Below are 22,160 nucleotides of genomic sequence, written 5' to 3' on the forward strand. Positions count from 1 at the left end.
CCGATCCCCGTCATGTTCACCGCGCTACTTGGCGTTGCGGCGCGAGAATCCCGGGAGCGGGACGCCCTTGTCGTTGCGCGGCATGTCCGTCGCCGGAGCAGCCGGGGCAGCAGCGGCGGGGGCCTCGGTGGCGGTGGCCTCGGCGGACGCGGCCTCCTCGACCGGAGTCTCCTCGACCGGTTCGGCGGGAGCCTCGGCCGGGGCGTCGGTCTGCGGGGCCTCCGCAACCGGCGCGTCCTCGACCTGGGTTTCCGCCGGGGCCTCGGTGGCATCGGCGGGCGCGGTGGCTTCGGCCGGCTCGGCAGCAGCCTCCTCGGTCGTCGCGGCAGCTGCAGCAGCCGGGGCCACGGCCGCAGCAGTCGCCGCAGCAGCCGGAGCCGCCTTGCGAGCGCCGCCCGGAGCCGGGGCACCCCGACGGGCACCACCCGGCAGCGGCACGCCGCGCGAAGTGGTGGCCTGGGCCGGAGCCTCGGTGGTCTCAGCGGCTTCAGCGGTCTCGGCGGCGGTGCCGTCGGTGGTCTCCGCGGTGTCGGCGACCTCGGCGGCAGCGTCGGCGTCCTCGACCTCGTGGGACTGCGACGAATCGGCCTCGAGCTGCTCGACCTGCGCCTCCATGGCGTCGGTCGCCTCCTGAGGAGCCTCGGTGGGCTCGGCGGACACGTCGTCGGCGGGGGTCTCCTCAGCCGAGGCGTGTGCGTCGGGGGCACCGGCATCCGTCGGCGGCGTCGGCGCGGCGGCGGCCTTGCGGGCACCACCCGGCACCGGGGCACCACGGCGAGCGCCACCCGGAACGGGCGCGCCACCGGCGGTCTTCGGGGCCTCGGCCTGCGGAGCCTCCTGCGTCACCTCGGGCTCGGCGGGAGTTTCGGCCGGTGCCTGGGTGTCGGCAACCGGAGCCGCAGCCGCGCCGCGGGCACCGCCTGGAACCGGAGCGCCCTTCTTAGCACCACCGGGCACGGGGGCACCGGCGGACTTGGCACCGCCCGGAGCGGGAGCGCCGGCGGGCTTGGGGGCGCCGCCCGGAGCCGGAGCGCCGGACTTGGCGCCGCCGGGCACGGGGGCGCCAGCGGACTTCGCGCCACCCGGGACGGGAGCTCCACCCGGAGCGGGAGCGCCGGACTTGGCGCCACCGGGCACGGGAGCACCGGCGGACTTGGCACCGCCCGGAGCGGGAGCGCCAGCGGACTTCGCACCACCCGGGACGGGAGCGCCGCCCGGAGCCGGGGCACCGGACTTGGCACCGCCCGGCTTGGGAGCGCCACCCGGGGCAGGGGCGCCAGCCTTCGGCGCACCGCCCGGAGCGGGAGCGCCGCCCGGCTTGGGCGCACCGCCCGGAGCAGGGGCACCGCCCTTGGCGCCGCCCGGCTTCGGCGCGCCACCTGCGGCGGCGGCACCAGCGGCACCAGCGGCACCGGCCACGGCAGCACCACCGGCGGCGGCAGCGGCGCCGGACGACTTCTGCTCGGCCGACTTCTTCTCGGCCTCCGCCTTCTTCTTCGCCTCGGCTTCCTCGGCGGCCTTCTGCTTGGCGGCCTCCTCCTCGGCGCGGGCGCGCTCCTCGGCCTCGATGGCCTCGGTGTCGACCCAACCGCGCTCGGGCTGCTGGATCCACTCGGGCTGGCGGGGCTGCGGGAGGGCACCGTCGACAAGCACGGAGTCGCGGATCATCTGGGCGATGTCCAGGACCTCGGGCTTCGTGTCGTCGTCCTCGGCGAGGTTGTTCACGCCGTCGGACATCATGGTCTTGCAGAAGGGGCAGCCGATCGCGATCGCCGACGCCCCGGTCTCCAGGGCCTCCTGCGTGCGGTTGACGTTGATGCGCTCGCCGATGGTCTCTTCCATCCACATGCGCGCGCCGCCGGCGCCACAGCAGAAGCCGGTGTTCTTGTTGCGCGGCATTTCGACGAGGTTGGCGCCCGAGGCCCCGATCAGCTCGCGGGGAGCCTCGAACACCTTGTTGTGGCGGCCCAGGAAGCACGGGTCGTGGTAGGTGACCTGGCGGCCCTGGCCGGACGACACCGGCTGCAGGCGGTTGTCGCGCACCAGCTGGTTGAGCAGCTGCGTGTGGTGGACGACGTGGTACTGGCCGCCCAGCTCCGGGTACTCGTTCTTGAAGGTGTTGAAGCAGTGCGCGCACGTGACGACGATCTTGCGCTGCTTCGGCGGCACGCCCTCGAACACCTCGCCCAGCTGCTCGATGTTCTGCTCGGCGAGCATCTGGAACAGGAACTCGTTGCCCGCGCGGCGGGCGGAGTCGCCGTTGCAGCCCTCGGCCTGCGACAGCACCGCGAACTTCACGCCGGCGGTGTACAGCATCTCCGCGACGGCCTTGGTGGTCTTCTTGGCGTTGTCGTCGTACGCGCCGGCGCAGCCGACCCAGAAGAGGTACTCGGTGTCGTCGAAGCTGTCGACGTCCTCGCCCCACACGGGCACGACGACGCCGTCCTGGCGGACCTCGTTGATCCAGTCGGCGCGGGTGGAGGCGTTCTGGCCCCACGGGTTGCCCTTGGTCTCGAGGTTCTTGAACAGGCCGGCCAGCTCGGTGGGGAAGTCCGACTCGACGAGCACCTGGTAGCGGCGCATGTCGATGATGTGGTCGATGTGCTCGATGTCCACGGGGCACTGCTCGACGCAGGCGCCGCAGTTGGTGCAGGACCACAGGACGTCGGGGTCGATGACGCCGGCGTCGCCCTCGCCGACCAGCGGCAGGGTGAGCAGGCCGGAGCCCTGGCCGGCGCCTTCGAGGCCGGTGCCGTCGGCGCCCTCGCCGTCGGCACCCACGGGACCGCCCTCGACCTCGCCGCCCTTGCCGGCGAGCAGGTAGGGCGCGGAACGGTAGGCGTGGTCGCGCAGCTGGTTGACCAGCAGCTTCGGCGACAGGGGCTTGGCGGTGTTCCAGGCGGGGCACTGCTCCTGGCAACGGCCGCACTCGGTGCAGGACGTGAAGTCCAGCAGGGCCTTCCAGGAGTGGTCGGTGACCACGCCGGTGCCCATGGAGTCGACCTCGGGGTCGGCTTCTTCCAGGTCGATGATCTCGCCCCGGGAGGTCATGGGCTTGGCGGCGCCGAGGGCGTTGGTGCCGTCGGCGTTGCGGCGCAGCAGGATGTTGGCGAACGCCAGGAAGCGGTGCCACGCGACGCCCCAGGTGAGATTGCGGCCGACGATGAACAGCCAGATCATGCCGGACAGCAGCTTGATCAGCGCCATGATGGACACGAATTCGGGCGACTCGGGCAGGACCTTGGCAATCCACCCGGTGACGAAGTCGGTCCAGTGGACGTGGCCGTCGCCGTAGGTGGCCAGCTTGGCGGCCTTGACCATGAGCATGCCCAGGCCCTCGATGAGCACGACGGCCTCGACGAAGTAGGCGGCCTTGGCGTTGGAGCCGTAGAAGCGGCTGAGCCGTTCCTTGCCCAGGTTGGTCTGGCGGACGATGATCAGCGCGAGGATGCCCAGGGTGGTGCCCAGGCCGAGCAGCTCGTCGATGAAGTGCCAGGCGGCGAGATCCTTGAGGATCGGCCAGCCGCCGGCGGGGTTGAAGGTCTGGATGTAGGCCTCGAACCAGACGAGCGAGCCGAGGAGGAAGCCGACCATGACGAACCAGTGGGCCACGGCGACGCCGGGCTTTTTGGCCATTTTGGTGTGGCCGACGATCTCCTTGATCGTGGTCCAGATGCGGGCGCCCCAGTCGCCGGTGTGTCCGTGGGTCTTCTGGCCGACCATGATGGTGCGGACCATGTGCGCGAAGCCCTTGATGAACACGAACCAGCAGGGCAGGGACAGCAGCAGCCCGATGAATCCGACGGTGATGGTGAACCCGTTAGAGGTCACGGCATCGCCGGCGGTATCGGCCGCGAGGTGAAGCACGCTCATGACGTTCCTATCAGTGTCGGCGTGAACGGTGGCTGTGCGTGCGGCCGCGGGTGACGGCCGAACGCAGATAGTTCTCTTGTGAGGTATATCACGAGCGTCGTGGCAGGTCGAACGGATTTCGCAAACGGGGGTTGCGCTGGTCGGAGCGGTGCAGGTGAGAATTTTGCACACATTTTCATGACCTAATTTCAGTTAACCGCCACTAACTGCGCTTTACGACGATTCGGGTCCCGCGTGGCCGTCGTCAAGCGGGGTCGGCGACGGCGTGGTGCGCGGGAAAAATCCGGGACACGGGGGTGATTGGGATCACATCGGAAAAGTTGAGTCGAGTGGGAACAACTTTGCCGGGAGGCCCGTTGTGGAGTGTGAAAGGTTGAGTGGATGGCACTCAAGAACCGGGACGGTGCGCTTGACGCGGATCGGGACCTTCGGCAAACTTGAGCGCCAGACGCTTAACGTCATCACCGAGCAAGACAACGAGCAACTCACAAACACAGAACGCGGGCCGCGAACCGGCCCCGAAAACAGGAGGACATCAATCATGGGACGTGCAGTCGGTATCGACCTGGGCACCACCAACTCCGTCGTGTCGGTGCTGGAGGGCGGCGAGGCCGTCGTCATCGCGAACTCCGAGGGTTCGCGCACCACCCCGTCGGTCGTCGCCTTCGCCAAGAACGGCGAGGTGCTGGTGGGCCAGTCGGCCAAGAACCAGGCGGTCACCAACGTCGACCGCACCATCCGCTCCGTCAAGCGCCACATGGGCACCGACTGGAGCGTCGACATCGACGACAAGAAGTACACCGCGCAGGAGATCTCCGCGCGCACGCTGATGAAGCTCAAGCGCGACGCCGAGTCCTACCTGGGCGAGGACGTCACCGACGCCGTCATCACCGTGCCGGCGTACTTCTCCGACTCCGAGCGCCAGGCCACCAAGGAAGCCGGCCAGATCGCCGGCCTCAACGTCCTGCGCATCGTCAACGAGCCCACCGCGGCCGCCCTGGCCTACGGCCTGGAGAAGAACGACAAGGACCAGACCATCCTGGTCTTCGACCTGGGCGGCGGCACCTTCGACGTCTCCCTGCTGGAAATCGGCGACGGCGTCGTCGAGGTCCGCGCCACCGCCGGCGACAACAAGCTCGGCGGCGACGACTGGGACCAGCGCATCGTCGACTGGCTGGTGGAGAAGTTCAAGTCCTCGCAGGGCATCGACCTGACCAAGGACAAGATGGCGCTGCAGCGACTGCGCGAGGCCGCCGAGAAAGCGAAGATCGAGCTGTCGTCGTCGCAGCAGGCCACCATCAACCTGCCGTACATCACCGTCGACTCCGAGAAGAACCCGCTGTTCCTCGACGAGACCCTGACGCGCACCGAGTTCCAGAAGATCACCCAGGATCTGCTCGACCGCACCCGCAAGCCGTTCCAGCAGGTGCTCGCCGACTCCGACATCCCCGTGGCCGACATCGACCACGTCGTCCTCGTCGGCGGCTCCACCCGCATGCCGGCCGTGTCCGACCTGGTCAAGGAGATGACCGGCGGCCGCGAGCCGAACAAGGGCGTCAACCCGGACGAGGTCGTCGCCGTCGGCGCCGCCCTGCAGGCCGGCGTGCTGCGCGGCGAGGTCAAGGACGTGCTGCTCCTCGACGTCACCCCGCTGTCCCTGGGCATCGAGACCAAGGGCGGCGTGATGACGAAGCTCATCGAGCGCAACACCACCATCCCCACCAAGCGCTCCGAGACCTTCACCACCGCCGAGGACAACCAGCCCTCCGTGCAGATCCAGGTCTTCCAGGGCGAGCGCGAGATGGCCGCCGCCAACAAGCTGCTCGGCTCCTTCGAGCTGGGCGGCATCGCCCCGGCGCCGCGCGGCGTGCCGCAGATCGAGGTCACCTTCGACATCGACGCCAACGGCATCGTCCACGTCACCGCCAAGGACAAGGGCACCGGCAAGGAGTCCACCATCACCATCCAGGACGGTTCCGGCCTGTCGCAGGACGAGATCGACCAGATGATCAAGGATGCCGAGGCCCACGCCGAGGAGGACCGCAAGCGCCGCGAGGAGCAGGAGGTCCGCAACTCCGCCGAGTCGATGGTCTACCAGACCCGCAAGTTCGTCACGGACAACGAGGACAAGGTCTCCGACGACATCAAGGAGCGCGTCGAAGAGGCCGCCAAGGGCGTCGACGAGGCGCTGAAGGGCTCCGACATCGAGGCCATCAAGACCGCGGTGGAGAAGCTGTCGACCGAGTCCCAGGAGATGGGCAAGGCCATCTACGAGTCCGAGGCCGCGCAGGGCGCGACCCAGGCCGACGCCGGTGAGGCCGGCGAGGCCCCGGCCGACGACAACGTCGTGGATGCCGAGGTCGTCGACGAGGACGATAAGGACGCCAAGTAAATGACGAATCCGACCGACAACCCCTTCACCGACCGGGGCGCCGGTCCGGACGCCAACCCGGCCGAGGCCGCGGCGGCACAGGGCTTCGACGACGCCGCGTTCGATGGCGCCGTTGATGCCGGTGCCGAGGCTGAGGCTGGTGCCGAGGCGCAGGCCGACGCCGCCGAGGCCGGCGCTGAGGCGGACCCCGCCGGCCCCGCCGCCGACGAGACTTCCCGTCTCCAGGCGGAGCTCGACGAGCGCACGGGCGATCTGCAGCGCGTGTCCGCGGAGTACGCCAATTTCCGGCGCCGCGTGGACCGCGACCGCCAGCTGGACCGTGAGCTGGCCAAGGCGTCGGTCGCCGGCGAGCTGCTGAGCCTGGCCGATGATCTCGACCGCGCGGAGCAGCACGGCGACCTGTCCGCCGAGGGCCCGATGAAGGCCTTCGCGGACAAGTTCCGCACGACGCTGGCCTCGCTGAAGATCACGTCCTTCGGCGCGGAGGGCGAGGAGTTCGACCCCTCGATCCACGAGGCCGTGCAGGACACGTCGACGGGCGACGAGAAGGTCGTCGGCGCGGTGCTGCGCAAGGGTTACCGCCTGGATGAGCGGTTGATCCGCACGGCGATGGTCCTCATCGCCGACCCGTCCTGACCGGTTCCGGTCGGGTGCCAACCACGGAAGGAGGAGATGTCCGATGACCCAGCGTGAATGGGCGGACAAGGACTATTACGCGGATCTGGGCGTCTCCAAGTCCGCGGACCAGGACGAGATCAAGAAGGCGTACCGCAAGCTCGCCCGGGACAATCACCCGGACACCCATCCGGGTGATGCGAAGGCGGAGGACCGTTTCAAGAAGGTCTCCGAGGCCTATTCGGTCATCGGCGACGCCGACAAGCGCCGCGAGTACGACGAGCTGCGGTCCGCGTTGGCCGGGGGCGGGTTCCGCTTCCCGGGCGCGGGCGGTGGTTTCGGCGGCGGTGGCTTTTCGACGTCCGGGCCCGGCGCCCCCGGTGGTGCCGGCGGGTTCGACTTCAACGTCTCCGACATCTTCGGCGAAGGTGGCGGCAGCGGCGGTCTCGGCGATTTCCTCAATGGGTTCGTCAATCGCGGCGGCGGTGCCGGTGGCGCCGGTGGCGCGGGCCGTTCCGCGCGGCCGCGCCGCGGGGCGGACGTGGAAACCGAGATCACCCTCGATTTCCGCGAGGCCGCCAAGGGCGTCACCATTCCGCTGCAGCTGACCAATCCGTCGCCGTGCACGACGTGCCATGGTTCGGGCGCGAAGCCGGGCACCCACCCGGTGACGTGCGGGACCTGCCATGGTTCGGGTTTCACCAACGAGCAGCGCGGGGCCTTCGGGTTTTCCGCTCCCTGCCCGGATTGCGGTGGGCAGGGCACGAAGATCGAGGATCCGTGCGCGGATTGTTCGGGCACGGGCGTGACCACGCGCCGCCGCACCATCACGGTGCGGGTGCCCGCGGGCGTCGTCGATGGGCAGAAGGTCCGTTTGGCGGGCCAGGGCGAGGCGGGCCTGCGGGGCCGCCCGGCCGGCGATCTGTTCGTCACGGTGCATGTCCGGCCGGATGAGATCTTCACCCGCTCGGGCGATGATCTCGAGGTGACGGTGCCGGTGAGCTTCGGCGAGCTGGCTCTGGGCGGCACGATCACGGTGCCCACCCTCGATGGCAAGGTCCGGGTCCGCGTTCCGGCGGGCACGGCCGATGGCCGCACGCTGCGCGTTCGCGGCCGCGGCGTGCCCAAGCGTTCCGGTACCCCGGGTGATCTGCTGGTCACGGTGCGGGTGCAGGTTCCGCAGAAGCTTGACGACGCCGCCGCCTCCGCATTGCGTTCCTACGTCGAGGCCGAGCGCGCCGGCGGTTTCAATCCGCGCGACGGCTGGGCCGGCGCGAAGTAGGTGATCGCGGTGGCAGCTGAGGAATCCGGTTCTGGGGCGCGTACTGAGTCGCGCACCGAGGTGTACGTCATCTCGGTGGCGGCCGACCTGGCGGGCATGCACGCGCAGACCTTGCGCAATTATGACCGCCTGGGTTTGGTCACGCCGCAGCGCACGAGTGGCGGCGGTCGCCGCTACTCGCAGCGCGACGTCGCGCTGCTTCGCGAGATCCAGCGCCTGTCCCAGGAGGAGGGCGTCAATCTCGCGGGCATCAAGTCGATCATCGAGCTCAATGGGCGCGTGGAGCAGCTGGAGAACGAAAATGCCGCGTTGCGCGCCCAGCTCAACGAGGCGGAGTCGCGCCGCGGTCGTCCCCGCGGCGAGATCGTCCACGTTCCCCGGTCGACGGCCGTGGTGATGTGGGAGCCGCGCACCCGACGGCGCCGCCGCACCGACGGCGACTGATCGGGGCGCCGCGGCGGCTTGCGCTGCCGCCGGGGCGTCGCAAAGTACTACCACCGCTCCGCAAAACCGCAGGTCGCGATTTTCGGGGCGCCTAAAATGTGCACTTTCTGACGCCCTTGCCGGTCCGATGCGTAACAGCACCGGGCCGGCAATTACATTTTCGGTATGTCTGACACTCAGGTTCGGGACGCGCACCCCGACAACTCCGGCGCTGGTGACTCCGGCGCCAACAACTCCGCCGACGCCACTTCCCCCGCCGACTCGGCCAATAACCCCACCGACGCGCCGCGCGAGACCGCCGGCTCGTTCACCATGAAGGTGCTCAACGGCATTTCCATTGCGGTCGTCGTGGCGCTGGTGCCGCAGGCGCTGCTCGGCGAGTTGTTCAAGGCGCTGCTGCCGGTGTTCCCGGCGGGCGAGACGGTCATCGAGCTGGTGACGCTGGCGTCGTCGATGCTGCCGATCCTCATCGGCATTCTCGTCGCCATGCAGTTCACGCTGACCCCGATCCAGACGGCGGCGACGGGCATCGCGGCGGTGTGCGGGTCCGGCGTGGCGGTGCCGGATCCGGCGGGCGGCTTCCATCTGCAGGGCACGGGCCTGGTGATCAATTCGGGCCTCACCGCGGCGATTGCCGTCGGTCTGCTGCTGCTCATCGGCGAGAAGCTGGGCAATTACACGATTCTGCTGTTGTCGACGATCGTCACGCTGGTCGCCGGCGGCATCGGCTGGGTGGTCACGTTCCCGGTGGTCAAGGTGCTCACGGTGTGGCTGGGCGGGCTGGTCAATGGTGCGACGTCGCTGCAGCCGATCGTCATGGGCATGGTGCTGGCGGTGTTGTTCGCGGTGATGATTGTCTCGCCGGTGTCGACGGTCGGCATCGCCACGGCGATTTTCATGGAGGGCGTGGCGTCGGGCACGGCGAATTTGGGCGTGGTCGCGGCGGGCTTCGGGCTGCTGGTCGGCGGGTGGAGGGCCAATGGCTTTGCGACGTCCCTCCTCCACGTCCTCGGTTCCCCCAAGGTGCAGATGGCCAACGTGTTCTCCCGGCCGATCATCTTCCTGCCGGTGGTGTGCACGGCCGCCATCGTCGGTGGCGTGGGCGGTGCCGTGGGCATTTCGGGCACGCCGATTTCGGCGGGCTTCGGCATTTCCGGTCTGGTGGGCCCGCTGGCGGCGCTCAACTACGAGGGCTGGGGCTGGACCGCCGGCAACCTGGCGATCATCGCGGTGGTGTTCGTCGCGCTGCCGCTGGCGCTGTCGATCTTGTTCAACTTCCTGTTCTCCCGCATCGGCTGGGTGCGCAGCGAGCATTACGAGCTCAACTTCACGTAGGGCCGGAAGCCGGAACCGGGCCCGGGTCCGGCTCGGCGGTCGATCCGGTCCGGACGTCCGAACCGGGACCCGAACCGGGAATCGTCGACGTGGTCGCGTCCAATCGTTCGCGGAAGACTGGGTCGGGGAAATAGTCCTCGGTATGGGCCTTCATCCGTCCGCGAGGGTTCAGGAAGAAGCGGTCCTTCGATTCCACCCGGTCGGTGATGTCCATTCGATTCGCGCCGAACCATCGGGAGTTGACGTCCGCACCGTGCAGCGGGATGGCGCCGACGAACTTGATCGGGTCATCGGGCGACGTCACGGTGATCACCCTCCGGCCGTTCTGCGCGGGATCGTGCGGCGTCCCATCCTGCTTGTTCAGGCGCATGTCTTTGACGGTCTTGACCCCGGGCCCGGCGCCCGGGGAACCGGCGAGAACGACGGCGTCCGCGTGCAGTCCTTTTCCCTTCGTCGATTGCGCCACCAGCGTCGCGCCGTAGCTGTGCCCCATGACCGTCAGTTTCGTGTTCGGATTTTCGGCGACCTGGGACTGGAACGCCTGGAACGACGTGGCCGCCCGGTCGTGGTACTCGGCGCTGGCGGCGCTGACCAGTCCAGGGGGAGCGTCGTAGGTCCACGCGATCACGGCGACGTCGGGGCCATGCATCCACCGGGCTCGCTCGATGTGGCGCTCCAGCTCCTCGGCGGTCGAGCCCGTTCCCGGCACGAGCGTGATCACGTGCTCGGCGGTACGGGGATCTCCCAGCGCGACTGCGGTGGTGCCGGGGTCGGTGTCGATGACCTCCACCTCCGCACCGGCTTCGTATCCCGATGATCCCCGCACGCGCTCCACTTCGGCGGCCTGAAGGGCGGGGAGCCCCGCCACCCCCTCGACCCGGCCCAACGGCATTCCCGGAGTGGTCAAGTGTGCCCCGGCGGGGAACTGGTCGCGCAGCTGGTTCGCGCTTCGTTCATCGGCGACCATGGCCTCGCGCACGCGGTTGGCGATGTTCTGCCGGTGATGGCCGAGCCTCATTGCCGTCCCGCCCAAGTCGGTGACGCTCTTGGCCCTGGCACCGTTGGACAGCACGAGTCCCGTCGCACGATCGACGAGGAAATCGTCGCGCTCGGCATCGGCGACGGCCAGTGCGAGCCGATTCTGCGCCGCCGTGATCCTCTTGCCCGCACCCTCGAGTTCGCCGGCGAATCGGTCGAGGGCTGCGGCGTCCCGCCGCAATCGGGCCGCCCGGTCTTTCGCGGTGGATGCCCCTTCCTCCCGAATTGGGCCGGCGAGTTCCGCGATCGGCACCGAGTCGACGCTGCGCGCCACCTTTTCCGCTGCATCGGCCAAACGCCTGCCCGCGCCCCGCCATGACGCCGCAGCTTGTTCGAGTGTCTCCGGCTTCCAGGCGAGGATCATGTTGATGTCGGACACAGCGCTTCTCCATTGGATCCATCGCAATCTTCGATTCCGGCGGCGATGCGTCGGGCGGTCACACCGAGCGTTTCCACCGCATCTCCTTCGCGGGTGAGTTCCTCGCGCCAGAGCATCGCGCCGTGGATCAACTCGCCCCAAGCCCGTGCCCCGGCCATCTCGGCGTCGTCGGAAAGCGTCGACCCGAGCCCCCGCACCCGGTGGCCCTGGACCGCCAGCATCTCGCCGAGCCCGCGCAGGGCCCGCGGACTCACCGTCATCCCCGTGTTCGTCATGCCCGCAGGGTCCCCGCCCGCGCGGATCGGCGCACGTCGGCGCGGGCCGGAAACCGCCCCGATTGTGGATGAATCCCCGCACCACCCCCGCCTGTGGATGAACCCCGGTAACGTCGGTCGCATGCGCATCGCACTCGCCCAGCTGGAACTGTCCGCCGAGCCGCAGGAGAACCTCGGCCAGGTCAAGGACACCATCGTCCGCGCCGCCGACGCAGGCGCTGACCTGGTGGTTTTCCCCGAAGCCACGATGAAGGCCTTCAACACGGGCCGCTTGGACACCGTCGCGGAGCCGCTCGACGGGCCCTTCGCCACGGAGGTCCGCGCCGCGGCGGCCGACGCCGGCGTCACCGTCGTCCTGGGCATGTTCCGCCCCGCCGACGTCGTCGAGCGCGACGGCAAGGAACTCCGGCGCGTGCACAACACGCTGCTGGCCACGGGGCCCGACGTCGATGCCCACTACGACAAGATCAGGCTTTTCGACGCCTTCGGGTTCCGCGAATCCGACACCGTCGCCCCCGGCGAAGACCTGGTGGTCATCGACGTGCCGGTGGGGGAGGCGGAGGTCCGCCGCACCGTGCGCGTCGGCCTGGCCACGTGCTTCGACGTGCGGTTCCCGGAACAGTTCGTGGAACTCGCGCAGAAGGGCGCCGCGGTCATCGTGCTGCCGGCGTCGTGGAACGACGGCCCGGGCAAGGTCCGCCAGTGGGAGGCGCTCGTCGCCGCCCGCGCCTTGGATTCGACGTGCTTCATCGCCGCCGTCGACGCCGCCCGCCCGGGTGGCGCGGCCAAGGCCGGCAAGCCGGCGGGCCCCGTCGGCGTCGGCCATTCCATCCTGTCCAGCCCCGACGGCGAGGTCGTCGCCCAAGCCGGCTTTGCGCCGCAGCTGCTCATCGCGGACGTGGACCTCGACGAGGTCGAGCGCATCCGCAAGTCCATCCCGGTGCTGGAAATCCGGAAGTAGCCCGGCCCGCCCCGCCTAAACCACACCCAGAAGAGCGACGAACGCCCCGCACCGGAATGAACCGGTGCGGGGCGTCACTCGTCTGACGCGGCGCGCTTTACAGCGAGGCCTCGTAGATGCCCTTCACGGAATCGGCCATGGTGGCGTCGAACTCCTCGGCGGTCTGCTGGGCCGACAGGCCCTCGGACAGCGCGCGGGAGAAGGAAGCGATCATGCCGGGCTGGCGGGAGAGGCGCTCGTTGGCCTCCTCGCGCGGGTAGCCGCCGGAGAGGGCGACGACGCGCATGCACTTGGGGTGCTCGACCAGCGGGGTGTAGAAGCCATCCTCGGAGGGGATGGTCACCTTGATCATGACCTGCTCGCCCTCGGGGAGGGCGTCGAGGTGCTTGATCAGCTCGTCGCGCAGGATGGCCTCGGCCTCGGCCTTGTCGGCGGCGTTGATGTCCACCTCGGGCTCGACGATCGGGACCAGGCCGTGCGAGAGGACCTGCTTGGCGAACTCGAACTGCTGGTCGACGTTCTCCTTGATGCCGGCCTCGTTCGCCTCGGCGACGAAGGAACGCATCTTCGTGCCGAAGATGCCCTTGGCCACGCCGCGCTCGAGGAGCTCGTCAAGGTCGGGGCACGGCTTCATCAGCTGCACGCCGTTGGCCTTGTCGGCCAGGCCCTTGTCGGTCTTCAGGAACGGGACGACGCCCTTCTTCTCCCACAGGTACTGCGCGGTGGGCATGCCGTCGATCTCGCGGTCCATGGTCTGCTCGAACAGGATCGCGCCGAGGATGTGGTCGGAGTTGAACGACGGGGACTTGATGATGCGCGTGCGCATCTCGTGGACCAGGTCGAACATCTCGTCCTCGTTGGTCCACTGATCCTCGGTGACGCCGTACAGGCCGAGCGCCTTCGGGGTGGAACCACCGGACTGGTCGAGGGCGGCGATGAAGCCCTTGCCCTCGGTCATCTGCTTGGCCTGCTCCGGGTTAATGGCGTTCATGCGTGTCCTTTCGTCGGGAAGGGTGTTCGTCACCAGCCTAGTCAAGGACGGCCCGGGCCGCTTCCCGTCGCGCGGTGGTCTTGGCCACGGGGTCGTGGTGAATGGACCGGGGGTCAGCGCCGGCGTCGATCAGCCGCCGCCGGGTCGCCTCGATCATCTCGCCGCGACCCGCGATGAGCACGGTCTTTCCGGCCAGCGCGCCGTCCCGGTGCATGCGCGCCGCAACGTCCGCGGCCACCCCCAACCTGGGCATCGGCGCGGCCGGGTGCGCGCCGAACGGGCCAGGGTTGGTCAGCGGCGCATCTTTTCGCTTTTCGACGGCCGTGGTCACCGTCAGATTCGGCAGGTTGCGCGCGAGCTCGGTCACCGTCCGGAGGTCGTACAGTTCGCCCGGCGTGCGGGCGCCCCAGATGAGGTGGATCGGCGGCGGCGCCGGCAGGTCGGCGGCCTCCATGATCAGCGCGCGCAAGGGGGCGAGCCCGGTGCCGCCGGCCACCATGACGATCTCCCGCGGCGCCGGTTCGGGGAGGTGGTGCCTGCCGGTGGGCGGGCCGTCGTAAAGCGGGGTGCGGTACTCGTCGAGGACCCGGCCCAGGCTGCCGCGCGGGGTGCCGAAGGTCCACTCGTCGCCGGGGCGCGAGGCCGCGACCAGCGGGCGCGACTCGGCGCCGCCATCGACGATGCGGACGTGGAACTCCAGAAGGCCCTCCGGATTCGGCGGCAGGGCCGGCGAATAATCGCGCCAGATGCCCGGCGCCAGCGGCGAGCGGATGGGCAGGTGCTGGCCGACGGTGAAGGGGATCGGCTCGGGGCAGTGGATGCGGATGACGGCGATGTCGCGGGTGCGGCGCTGGACCTCGAGGACGCGGCCGGTGAAGGTGGCGGGGCCGTCGGCGAGCTCGGCGTCGCGGGCGGCCGCGGCGATGACGCCCATGGCCTCGTCGACGATCCCGCGCACGGCCGCGATCTGGGCGGCGGAGTCGGCGCCGGCGGGCAGGCGCTCGCCGAAGACGTCGAGGAGGTGCTCGGCCAGCGTGGAGTAGTCGCGCGGGGCGACGCCGAACTTCCGGTTGTCGCGGGCCAGCTGCCGCAGGCGCGCGGTGGCGGAGGCGGGGAAGCGGCCGACGTCGGCGCGGGCGGTCAGCGCGAAGGACAGCGCCGACATGAACTGGTCGCGCAGCGCGGTCTTCGAGCCGCCGAACATGTGGCGGAAGCGCGGCTCGGCGTCGAGGAGCCTGCGGAAGGCTTCGGCGCCGATGGTGGGGGACAGTCGCCCGAACGCGGCGGCCGCGCGCATGAGACGGCGGGTGTGTTCCATGATGAGCCAGGATGGCACGGCGGCCTTTGAAGGCGGTAAAGAAGGTCCCGGAAAATGCTATTAATCACCCGGTGCGGCCACCCGTTTGTGACGGGGATCACGGAAAATGGCAGGGTTGAGTGGAACAGGCTCAACCCTGGGGGCGTTGCAGAGCATGAATGGCTACGATCGTGGCAACCCGGGAGCGGAGTTGAGCGCGATCGACTCACATGCGAATGAATCAATGACACCCCGAAAGGACGAGGACCATGTCGTTCACCCCGACCACCAAGACGAATGAGGCCCTGCAGGCGGCGCTGAAGTCCGCGTCCGCCGCGGGCAACCCAGACATCCGGCCCGGCCACCTGCTGGTGGCAATGCTGGAGCAGGAAGATGGCATCGCCGCGCCGCTGCTCACCGCCGCGGGCGTCGAGCCGAAGGCGGCGCTGACCCGCGCCCGCGAGCTCGTCGCGGGCTACCCCACGGCGCAGGGCTCGAACATGGCGAACCCGCAGTTCAACCGCGATGCGCTCAATGCGCTGACCGCGGCCGAGGAGCTTGCGGGTGAGCTTGGCGACGAATACGTCTCCGCCGAGATCCTGCTCATCGGCATTGCCACCGGGCAGTCGGAGGCCGCGAAGTCGCTGCAGGATGCCGGTGCGACGCCGGAGGCGCTCAAGGGCGCGCTGACGTCCGTGCGCGGCAACCGGCGCGTGACCTCGGAGGACCCGGAGGAGCAGTACCAGGCGCTGGAGAAGTACGCGACGGATCTGACGGCGCGGGCCCGCGAGGGCAAGATCGACCCGGTCATCGGGCGCGATTCGGAGATCCGGCGCGTGGTGCAGGTGCTGTCGCGCCGCACGAAGAACAACCCGGTGCTCATCGGCGAGCCCGGCGTGGGCAAGACCGCGATCGTGGAGGGCCTGGCCCGCCGCATCGTCGCGGGCGATGTCCCGGAGTCGCTGAAGGGCAAGACCCTGATGAGCCTCGACCTGGGTTCGATGGTCGCCGGCGCGAAGTACCGCGGCGAGTTCGAGGAGCGCCTGAAGGCGGTGCTCGACGAGATCAAGGAGTCGGATGGGCAGATCGTCACGTTCATCGACGAGATCCACACCATCGTCGGCGCCGGCGCGACCGGCGACGGGTCGATGGATGCGGGCAACATGATCAAGCCGATGCTCGCCCGCGGCGAGCTGCGGCTGGTCGGTGCGACGACGCTGGACGAGTACCGCAAGTACATCGAGAAGGACGCCGCGCTGGAGCGCCGTTTCCAGCAGGTCTTCGTGGGCGAGCCGTCGGTGGAGGACACCATCGGCATCCTGCGCGGCCTGAAGGAGCGGTACGAGGTGCACCACGGCGTGCGCATCACCGACTCCGCGCTGGTCGCCGCCGCGTCGCTGTCGGACCGCTACATCACGTCGCGGTTCTTGCCGGACAAGGCGATCGACCTGGTCGACGAGGCCGCGTCGCGCCTGCGCATGGAGATCGACTCCTCCCCGGAGGAGATCGATTCCGCCGAGCGCGTGGTGCGCCGGCTGGAGATCGAGGAGATGGCGCTGGAGAAGGAGACCGACGTCGCCTCCGCCGAGCGCCTGACCAAGTTGCGCGAGGAGCTGGCCAACGAGCGCGAGACGCTGACGCAGCTGAAGACGCGCTGGCAGAACGAGAAGACCTCCATCGATGACGTCCGCGTCGTCCGCGAGGAGCTCGATCAGCTGCGCACGGAGTCGGAGAAGGCCGAGCGCGAGGGCGATTACGGCCGCGTCGCCGAGCTGCGGTACGGCCGCATCCCGGAGCTGGAGAAGCAGCTCGCGGAGGCGGAGGCCGCGGTGGAGGAGTCGCAGGGCGAGTCGATGCTCAACGAGGAGGTCTCTCCGCAGGAGGTCGCCGACGTCGTCAGCGCCTGGACGGGCATTCCGGCGGGCAAGATGATGCAGGGCGAGACCGAGAAGCTGCTGTCCATGGAGTCGGTCCTGGGCGAGCGCGTGGTCGGCCAGGAGGAGGCCGTGGTGGCCGTCTCGGATGCGGTGCGCCGCACCCGTGCGGGCGTCGCGGATCCGGATCGCCCCACCGGTTCCTTCCTGTTCCTGGGCCCGACGGGCGTGGGCAAGACGGAGCTGGCGAAGGCGCTGGCGGAGTTCCTGTTCGACGATGAGCGCGCGATGGTGCGCATCGACATGTCGGAGTACGGCGAGAAGCACTCGGTGGCCCGGCTGATCGGTGCCCCTCCGGGTTACGTCGGCTACGATGCCGGTGGGCAGCTGACCGAGGCCGTGCGGCGTCGCCCGTACACGGTCGTGCTTTTCGACGAAGTGGAGAAGGCCCACCCGGATGTCTTCGACGTGATGCTGCAGGTCCTGGACGAAGGCCGCCTGACCGATGGCCAGGGCCGCACGGTCGATTTCCGCAACACCATCCTGATCCTGACCTCGAACCTGGGTGCCGGCGGTACCCGGGAGCAGGTGATGACGGCGGTGAAGTCGGCGTTCAAGCCGGAGTTCATCAACCGCCTGGATGACGTGGTCATCTTCGACGCCCTGTCGCAGGAGCAGTTGCGCGGCATCGTGGACATCCAGGTCGCGCAGCTGGCGGCCCGGCTGTCGGCCCGCCGCCTGGTGCTCGACGTCGATGAAGTGGCGCTGGATTGGCTGGCCGAGCGCGGCTACGACCCGGCCTATGGTGCCCGTCCGCTGCGCCGTCTGGTGCAGAAGGCCATCGGCGATGAGCTGGCCAAGCGCCTGCTCGCCGGCGATGTCCGCGACGGTGACCGCGTCCTGGTCCGGGTTTCCGAGGATGGCGACAAGCTCGCCATCACCGGCGAGCCCCGCGACGAGGAGTAGGTAACCAACACATGAAAGCGGGCCGGGTGGAAACACCCGGCCCGCTTTTCGCGTTCCTACTTCTCCAGCGTGAACTTGGCTTCGGCGCGCTCGCCGTCGCGCTCGAGCTCGACGACGTAGTCGCCGGCTTCGAGTTCGCCGGCGCCATCGACGAGGGACATGCTCATCGAGCTGTCGCAGCCGGACACCGGCACGGAGTGGATGACCTGCTGGTCGGGATCGCTGACGGTGACCACGAACTCGCAGTTCTCGTCGGCGTCGGAGGCGGCTTCGGCCTTCCATTCGGCGGTGTATTCGGCGGTGCCTGAGTCGTTCAGCGTGACCGGGTCGGGGGATACGCTCAGTTCGATGGAGCCTGAATCGTTGCTTTCCGACGCCTCCGGGATCCCCTCTTCCGCCGTGCACGCCGCGATCACCAGTGCGGCCACGGCCAACGTCGATGCGGTGGTGGTGCGGCGAACCTGCGTGGCGACGTTCATCACTCAAACGTATTCCGCCGCGCACCCGGAAGCAACACCGTTAGGGCGGCGGTCAGCGTGCGTGCCTCGCGCGTTTTGCCCGTTCTACGTGCTACTTCTCGTGGGCAACCGCATCGCGGATACGTGCAACGGAAGGGACATTCACATGCTCGACATCGTCATCTCGATCTTCACCGACCCCGGCTTTGCGAAGGGCTTTTTCGGCGCGGCGATCAATCACGCACAGGACACGTTCGGGACGTTGTCCTAGAACGCTCGACGCGCTTGCGGCCAGACCGCTATTGATCGCGCCGTACATCGGCTCATCCCCGCTGGCGCGGGGAGCACGGTGGAACCCGGCGGGGTTGAATTTCAGGCGGGGGCTCATCCCCGCTGGCGCGGGGAGCACCGACCCTGGAACGGCTGGCACAGGTCCGAACAGGGCTCATCCCCGCTGGCGCGGGGAGCACTGATGCTTCATCGCCGGCGGCTGCGTGGCCCAGGGCTCATCCCCGCTGGCGCGGAGAGCACGCGGTTGGCGCGGCCGGCGCGGTGTGGGTGCGGGGCTCATCCCCGCTGGCGCGGGGAGCACGGCATCGACTTCCCGACGTGGTGCCGCGACCTCGGCTCATCCCCGCTGGCGCGGGGAGCACCCTCACGGATTTTAAGTGCGTGCATACGGCACGGGCTCATCCCCGCTGGCGCGGGGAGCACGAACCCGGCCTATCGAACCTAGGGCGGTCGGACGGCTCATCCCCGCTGGCGCGGGGAGCACGTTCCAGGGGGTGCGCCCATGAACCATCACCCGGGCTCATCCCCGCTGGCGCGGGGAGCACCTAGGAGGTCCACATGGCCGAGCTCGGCGTCGGGGCTCATCCCCGCTGGCGCGGGGAGCACCCGATCCGCGTGGAGCTCAACGCCGGGGGGATGGGCTCATCCCCGCTGGCGCGGAGAGCACGGCGACCTCGACGGTCGAGGTCACGGTGACCTCGGCTCATCCCCGCTGGCGCGGGGAGCACACGGCGCCGTAGGTGCCGAAGCCGTTGCCGACGGGCTCATCCCCGCTGGCGCGGGGAGCACACCTCGATCGCTTCCGCGAGGACGGGATGCCGGGGCTCATCCCCGCTGGCGCGGGGAGCACCCCTCGACGTGCCCTTCATCGGGGATGGTGCCGGGCTCATCCCCGCTGGCGCGGGGAGCACGGCCGTCTTCCTGCAGGCACCAGGAGTCGAACGGGCTCATCCCCGCTGGCGCGGGGAGCACTCGTCGACGAGCTCCAGCTCGATGTTGCTCGGCGGCTCATCCCCGCTGGCGCGGGGAGCACCCGGGGACGTGCTCGGCGCCGAAGTAGTAGACGGGCTCATCCCCGCTGGCGCGGGGAGCACGCGTGGGAGAACATCGGCCGCCCGGTCCTGGACGGCTCATCCCCGCTGGCGCGGGGAGCACTCGTCTTGCTTCGCGCCGGAGCCGGTGGACGTGGGCTCATCCCCGCTGGCGCGGGGAGCACCCGGCGTATGAGCCGAGGAAGCTCTGCACCGCCGGCTCATCCCCGCTGGCGCGGGGAGCACGCCGTGAGCTCCACGGCTTCCAGCTCCGCAGGCGGCTCATCCCCGCTGGCGCGGGGAGCACGACGTTGCGCTGGAGCTCGACGGCTCCGGGCGGGGCTCATCCCCGCTGGCGCGGGGAGCACGACGGCGTGTTGGCGGCGCGGCCTGCAGCCTTGGGCTCATCCCCGCTGGCGCGGGGAGCACTGCTCGGTCATCGGCCCCGACCACGAGGACGGGGGCTCATGCCCGCTGGCGCGGGGAGCACGACACCATCCCCGTGTGGCTGGCGGATGGCGAGGGCTCATCCCCGCTGGCGCGGGGAGCACCATCACCCGCCACTGGCGTTCCGAGGGCGGTAGGGCTCATCCCCGCTGGCGCGGGGAGCACCTCCCGCCGCCAGCCACGGTATACGGGCGTGACGGCTCATCCCCGCTGGCGCGGGGAGCACACGTGGATTGCCCCGTTCGTGGCGAACATGCAGGGCTCATCCCCGCTGGCGCGGGGAGCACACGATGGCGCAGGGGTCGGTCACCGCGGTTCTCCGGGCTCATCCCCGCTGGCGCGGGGAGCACCGCAGCCCGAGGTAATCCCGCGCATGGGCGAACGGCTCATCCCCGCTGGCGCGGGGAGCACTGCCGGAACTTCAAGCTTTCCGGAACGCGGTTGGGCTCATCCCCGCTGGCGCGGGGAGCACCCATTGCTCACCGCCTACTTGTCGGGCACAGCCGGCTCATCCCCGCTGGCGCGGGGAGCACGTGAAGCCCATCCGCCGCCAAATCGCCGGCGAGGGCTCATCCCCGCTGGCGCGGGGAGCACCTAGTGATTTTCGTGAGGTGCCCCTTGCCCGCGGGCTCATCCCCGCTGGCGCGAGGAGCACACCGGGGTGGGTGTTGCCGAGGTCGGCGCGGCCGGCTCATCCCCGCTGGCGCGGGGAGCACCAGCGCCGCGGCGGTCGCCGCTTCGGTGGCCGGGGCTCATCCCCGCTGGCGCGGGGAGCACCACCAGTTCCTCCGCGATATCGGGGTGGACGCGGGCTCATCCCCGCTGGCGCGGGGAGCACAGGTGATGCGACCCCGGCAACGTGCACTCACCCGGCTCATCCCCGCTGGCGCGGGGAGCACAAGGCACTGTCCGTGTTCGATATCCCGGACCAGGGCTCATCCCCGCTGGCGCGGGGAGCACCGTGGCGGCCCGGCGACCGCGTGACGGTAGATGGGCTCATCCCCGCTGGCGCGGGGAGCACTTCCACTCGGCTAGCGTGGCGTTGAAATCCACGGGCTCATCCCCGCTGGCGCGGGGAGCACCTGCCGTGGCATCTGCCGATGGAGTGGAAGCAGGGCTCATCCCCGCTGGCGCGGGGAGCACCATTCCTCCACGATTCGCGGCATGCAGAATGCGGGCTCATCCCCGCTGGCGCGGGGAGCACATGTCTGCGCAGTCTGGCGTCCCGGCTAACCACGGCTCATCCCCGCTGGCGCGGGGAGCACAGGGCGACGGCGCAGATGATCGTGGGCCACGGGGGCTCATCCCCGCTGGCGCGGGGAGCACCCCCCGGCGTAGCCGCGGACAACCGATTCGAGGGGCTCATCCCCGCTGGCGCGGGGAGCACTGCCGCCCGGTGCCCTCCGGGTCGAACGTGATGGGCTCATCCCCGCTGGCGCGGGGAGCACGCGGTCGCGGCGTACGCGATCGGCCAGAATCCGGGCTCATCCCCGCTGGCGCGGGGAGCACACGTTTCGCCAAACTCCATCGTCGTCTAGTCGCGGCTCATCCCCGCTGGCGCGGGGAGCACCAGCAGCTGGCCGGCGCCGATATGTCCGGGTTCGGCTCATCCCCGCTGGCGCGGGGAGCACATGAGGGTGCCGAGGTGCCGCAGCCGCGACAACGGCTCATCCCCGCTGGCGCGGGGAGCACCCGAGGGCCCCGAAGGAGGGCCAATCTGACCTGGGCTCATCCCCGCTGGCGCGGGGAGCACTGGGCCCGTTCGCCCCGATCCTCGGATCGATCGGGCTCATCCCCGCTGGCGCGGGGAGCACAGCAGCTCCGTCGCATGGAAATGCCGCAACGACGGCTCATCCCCGCTGGCGCGGGGAGCACGCGACCTACAGGCCGAACTGTGCGGCTATACGGGGCTCATCCCCGCTGGCGCGGGGAGCACTCCCTCTCGGACGCGGCGAAGTACAGCGCGATGGGCTCATCCCCGCTGGCGCGGGGAGCACGTGCCCTCCACGAGCTGCATGGCGCGGCCCATCGGCTCATCCCCGCTGGCGCGGGGAGCACACCATCCTGACCTGCACCCCGGCTCCGGCCATGGGCTCATCCCCGCTGGCGCGGGGAGCACGTCTCCGGGCAGGTCTCCGACCTCCTGTCGGTGGGCTCATCCCCGCTGGCGCGGGGAGCACCCCGCACAGAAAGGCGACCGGGGCCTGTGGT

At 69.8% G+C, this 22,160-nt stretch carries 13 protein-coding genes and 1 CRISPR repeat array (1 of these 14 running past the window's edge); of the genes, 7 read left to right on the top strand and 6 right to left on the bottom strand.

Features of this window, described 5'->3' with window-relative positions:
• Positions 1–24 precede the first annotated feature (24 nt).
• Positions 25–3,873 (bottom strand): heterodisulfide reductase-related iron-sulfur binding cluster, encoded by a 3,849-nt coding sequence (locus tag ACFWGD_RS07950; protein WP_377778092.1) that lies wholly within the window; start codon positions 3,871–3,873, stop codon positions 25–27.
• Positions 3,874–4,414: 541 nt separating this feature from the next.
• Here ACFWGD_RS07950 and dnaK point away from each other — a divergent pair.
• The 5 genes from dnaK to ACFWGD_RS07975 all read left to right on the top strand — a co-directional run bounded on the left by dnaK (position 4,415) and on the right by ACFWGD_RS07975 (position 9,941).
• On the top strand, positions 4,415–6,265 hold the full coding sequence (dnaK, locus tag ACFWGD_RS07955; protein WP_377778094.1) for a molecular chaperone DnaK: 1,851 nt from the start codon (positions 4,415–4,417) through the stop codon (positions 6,263–6,265).
• Positions 6,266–6,901 (top strand): nucleotide exchange factor GrpE, encoded by a 636-nt coding sequence (gene grpE, locus ACFWGD_RS07960; RefSeq protein ID WP_377778095.1) that lies wholly within the window; start codon positions 6,266–6,268, stop codon positions 6,899–6,901. It begins immediately after the preceding gene.
• Between the two features lie 43 nt (positions 6,902–6,944).
• Positions 6,945–8,162 (top strand): molecular chaperone DnaJ, encoded by a 1,218-nt coding sequence (gene dnaJ / locus ACFWGD_RS07965; RefSeq protein ID WP_377778097.1) that lies wholly within the window; start codon positions 6,945–6,947, stop codon positions 8,160–8,162.
• Positions 8,163–8,258: 96 nt separating this feature from the next.
• Positions 8,259–8,606 carry a heat shock protein transcriptional repressor HspR gene (locus ACFWGD_RS07970; RefSeq protein ID WP_377778187.1) on the top strand — a complete coding sequence of 116 codons (348 nt, stop codon included), beginning with the start codon at positions 8,259–8,261 and terminating at the stop codon, positions 8,604–8,606.
• A 312-nt stretch (positions 8,607–8,918) separates the two neighbouring features.
• Entirely contained in the window at positions 8,919–9,941 is a 1,023-nt protein-coding gene (locus tag ACFWGD_RS07975) for a PTS sugar transporter subunit IIC (protein WP_377778188.1), read from the top strand.
• Here ACFWGD_RS07975 and ACFWGD_RS07980 read toward each other — a convergent pair.
• Both ACFWGD_RS07980 and ACFWGD_RS07985 read right to left on the bottom strand, forming a co-directional pair.
• The gene (locus ACFWGD_RS07980; protein ID WP_377778098.1) at positions 9,934–11,358 is read right to left on the bottom strand and encodes an alpha/beta hydrolase; all 1,425 of its coding nucleotides are present in this window, start codon (positions 11,356–11,358) and stop codon (positions 9,934–9,936) included. The two genes, ACFWGD_RS07975 and ACFWGD_RS07980, sit on opposite strands and share 8 nt — an antisense overlap.
• Positions 11,340–11,633, bottom strand: coding sequence for a hypothetical protein (locus ACFWGD_RS07985; RefSeq protein ID WP_377778100.1), 294 nt, complete (start codon positions 11,631–11,633; stop codon positions 11,340–11,342). The genes ACFWGD_RS07980 and ACFWGD_RS07985 overlap by 19 nt, the downstream gene beginning before the upstream one ends.
• A 121-nt stretch (positions 11,634–11,754) precedes the next feature.
• Here ACFWGD_RS07985 and ACFWGD_RS07990 point away from each other — a divergent pair, with 121 nt between their 5' ends.
• Entirely contained in the window at positions 11,755–12,594 is an 840-nt protein-coding gene (locus tag ACFWGD_RS07990) for a carbon-nitrogen hydrolase family protein (RefSeq protein WP_377778101.1), read from the top strand.
• A 97-nt stretch (positions 12,595–12,691) separates the two neighbouring features.
• Here the strand turns inward: ACFWGD_RS07990 and ACFWGD_RS07995 are convergent, their stop codons facing one another.
• Together ACFWGD_RS07995 and ACFWGD_RS08000 are read right to left on the bottom strand one after the other, a co-directional pair.
• Positions 12,692–13,585, bottom strand: a complete 894-nt coding sequence (locus tag ACFWGD_RS07995) for a fructose bisphosphate aldolase (protein ID WP_377778102.1) — start codon at positions 13,583–13,585, stop codon at positions 12,692–12,694.
• 37 nt (positions 13,586–13,622) lie between these two features.
• Positions 13,623–14,903, bottom strand: a complete 1,281-nt coding sequence (locus ACFWGD_RS08000; protein WP_377778103.1) for an FAD-binding oxidoreductase — start codon at positions 14,901–14,903, stop codon at positions 13,623–13,625.
• Positions 14,904–15,151: 248 nt separating this feature from the next.
• Between ACFWGD_RS08000 and clpB the strand changes: the two genes are divergently transcribed.
• Positions 15,152–17,722 carry an ATP-dependent chaperone ClpB gene (gene clpB / locus ACFWGD_RS08005; RefSeq protein WP_377778104.1) on the top strand — a complete coding sequence of 857 codons (2,571 nt, stop codon included), beginning with the start codon at positions 15,152–15,154 and terminating at the stop codon, positions 17,720–17,722.
• A gap of 56 nt (positions 17,723–17,778) precedes the next feature.
• On the opposite strand, the gene ACFWGD_RS08010 is transcribed toward clpB, so the two are convergent.
• Positions 17,779–18,201, bottom strand: coding sequence for a hypothetical protein (locus tag ACFWGD_RS08010; protein ID WP_377778105.1), 423 nt, complete (start codon positions 18,199–18,201; stop codon positions 17,779–17,781).
• A gap of 299 nt (positions 18,202–18,500) precedes the next feature.
• A CRISPR array of direct repeats spans positions 18,501–22,160; the repeat unit is 28 nt; unit sequence GGCTCATCCCCGCTGGCGCGGGGAGCAC (it continues 2,839 nt past the right edge of the window).

The sequence above is a fragment of the Corynebacterium sp. NPDC060344 genome (genome assembly GCF_042725215.1).
Classification (GTDB): Bacteria; Actinomycetota; Actinomycetes; order Mycobacteriales; family Mycobacteriaceae; genus Corynebacterium.